Below are 2,492 nucleotides of genomic sequence, written 5' to 3' on the forward strand. Positions count from 1 at the left end.
GCCCCCACCTTGGCCGCGGCCGCCATCGCCGTGTACAGCGTCCAGATGTAGGTGTAGAAACGCGCGCCGACGTCCGCGATGTCGAAGACGATCAGGTCCACGCCTGCCTTGGTGAACATCCCGGCGAGCTTGTCCGCGCTCGCGCCGTAGGCGTCGTAGACGGGGATGCCGGTGTGCGGGTCGACGTAGTCGCCCTCGGAACCACCGGCCTGGGCACTTCCGCGGAAGCCGTGCTCGGGGCCGAAGGCCGCCGACGGCCGGACTCCGGCCGCCACCATCGAATCCACGATGTGGTCGAGCGAGGCGAGTACCCCGGTCGGGTTGGACAGCACACCGATCCGGCGGCCTGCCAGCCTGCGCCAGCCCTGGGCGGCCAGTTGGTCGGCGCCGGGGACCACCGGTTCGGCCGGGTCGGCGGCGGCCTGCGTGGCGCTCCCGGCCAGAAGCGGGGTCGTGAGGGCACTGGCCGCCAGGAAACCGCGGCGGTTGAGGCTCACCAGCTCAATCCCGTCCCGAAGGGGTACAGGATGCCGGCCGGATCCGAGCCGGACGGGATCGAGACGGGCAGCTTGCCCTGCGGGGAAACCCGGCCCTGCAGCACCTTCGCCAGGGAGCGCATGGTCACCGACCGCCAGTCGTAGGTGGCCACCCAGGTGGGCGAGTTGGCATAACCGGGGTCGTACGGCTCCTGCACGCTCACCGCGACCACGGGTTTGCCGGTGGCCAGCAGTCCGTTGACCAGGCTCCGTTGCGCCGTCGAGGTCCGTAACCCGTTGGTCAGCACCACCACGGTGTCGGCCTGTTCCGCCGCGGCGACCGCTTCGTCGATCTGGGCGCTGGTCGGGCTGGCGCCGGTCGACAGGGCCGTGCCGCCCAGTTGCTCCGCGAGCGTGGCGACGGGCTCGGCCGGATACCCGGGGAAGTTCGGGTTGTTCCAGCCGGTGACCAGGACCTTGCCGGGGTGCTTCAACGGCAGGAGCCCCGCGTCGTTGCGCAGGACGGTCGTGGTGCGGTCGGTGATCGCCTGGAGCTGGGCGAGGTGCGCGGGCGTGCCCACGATGCGGCCGACGGCCTGCTCGTTCACCAGCGGTCTGGCGATGATCTGGCGCTTGAACTTCAACGCCAGGATGCGCAGCACGCTCTGGTCGATCCGCTGTTCGGTGAGCCTGCCGCTCTTCACCGCGTCGAGCACGCCGTTGATCGCGACCCCGAGGTTGGGCGGCATGAGCATCTGGTCGACCCCGGCCTCCAGCGCCAGCACCGGGATCTCGGCGTCGGGATGCATCTGCCGCACGCCCGCCATCTGCAGGGAGTCGGTGACGACGACACCGTCGTAGTGGAGTTCGTCGCGCAGGATGCCGGTCATGATCGGCTTGGACAGGGTGGCGGGCTCGCCGGAGGGGTCGAGGCTCGGCACGGTGATGTGCGCGGTCATGATGACGTCGATCCCGGCGTCGATCGCGGCGCGGAACGGGGGCAGATCGATCGCCCGCCACTGCTGCTCGGTCCGGTTGATCAACGGCAGTCCGGTGTGGCTGTCGGTCGCCGCGTCGCCGTGACCGGGGAAGTGCTTGGCCGCGGCGGACACCGTGCCGAGCGCGGGGCCGGAGTTCTGATAACCGTCCACTTCGGCCGTCACCATGGCGGACGTGAGCGCCGGGTCGGCCGAGAACGAGCGCGAACCGATGATCGGGTTCAGCGGGTTGGAGTTGACGTCCGCATCGGGTGCGAAGTCCTGCGTGATGCCCATCGCGCGCAGTTCGTGCCCGTTGACGGAGGCGAGCCGCCGGGCGTCGGCCGTGCTGCGGCCCGCCCCGATCGCCATGCTCGCCGGGTACTCGGTGGCCGGGCTGCCGATGCGGGTGACCCGGCCGCCTTCCTGGTCGGTCGAGATGATCAGGGGCAGGTGGGCGCCGGAGGTGAGTGCGGCGCGCTGCAGGCCGTTGGAGAGCCGGGCCACCTGCGCCGGATCGTCGACGTTGTCGGTGGAGGCGTTGTTGAAGTAGATGACCCCGCCGGGCTGGTAGCGCGCGACGACCTGGGCCGGGGTGTCCACCCCGTACTTCTCCCGGTTCTTCGGGTTCGCCTCGTCTGCGGACTTGCCCCAGACGTCGGCGATGAACAGCTGCCCGACCTTCTGCTCGAGGCTCATACCCCGGAGGGTCTGTCGCGCCCAGGCCGCCGCCCCGGATCCGCTCCCGTCCGGCGCCGCGGTGGCGGTGCTCGCGGCGGTCACCCCGGTCATGGTGAGCAGCCCGGCGACGGTCGCGGCGAGCGCATGCTTCCTCCGGTTCACGGATGGCCTCCCTCCAGTGCCGGCGGATGGTGGGATTTCCACCTGATCCACCCGGCATCGGGAAGCTACTCACTCACCGGGATCAGGGTCAACGGCGCCTCTGCCGTTCGGCGTAGCCGGAAAGACTGGCGGACTCGAGGATTCCCCCGTGCGGGTGTCTGCGACCCCGGAAACGTGTGCGGGCGCCGCCGGCGTG

2 protein-coding genes are annotated in these 2,492 nt (G+C 70.7%); both read right to left on the reverse strand.

What is annotated here, in order from left to right; genetic code table 11:
- On the reverse strand, nt 1-497 hold a 497-nt coding region (locus FNH05_RS36025; protein WP_144593312.1), incomplete at its 3' end, for an exo-beta-N-acetylmuramidase NamZ domain-containing protein.
- Entirely contained in the window at nt 494-2,245 is a 1,752-nt protein-coding gene (locus FNH05_RS36030; protein WP_144593313.1) for a glycoside hydrolase family 3 protein, read from the reverse strand. The genes FNH05_RS36030 and FNH05_RS36025, both read right to left, overlap by 4 nt.
- Nucleotides 2,246-2,492: the final 247 nt, after the last annotated feature.

The organism is Amycolatopsis rhizosphaerae, assembly GCF_007713715.1.
Classification (GTDB): Bacteria; Actinomycetota; Actinomycetes; order Mycobacteriales; family Pseudonocardiaceae; genus Amycolatopsis_E; species Amycolatopsis_E rhizosphaerae.

What these genes read in the sequence shown, in the direction of transcription:
- FNH05_RS36030 (WP_144593313.1), bottom strand. Translation starts at nt 2,245, where the DNA reads ATGACCGGGGTGACCGCCGCGAGCACCGCCACCGCGGCGCCGGACGGG.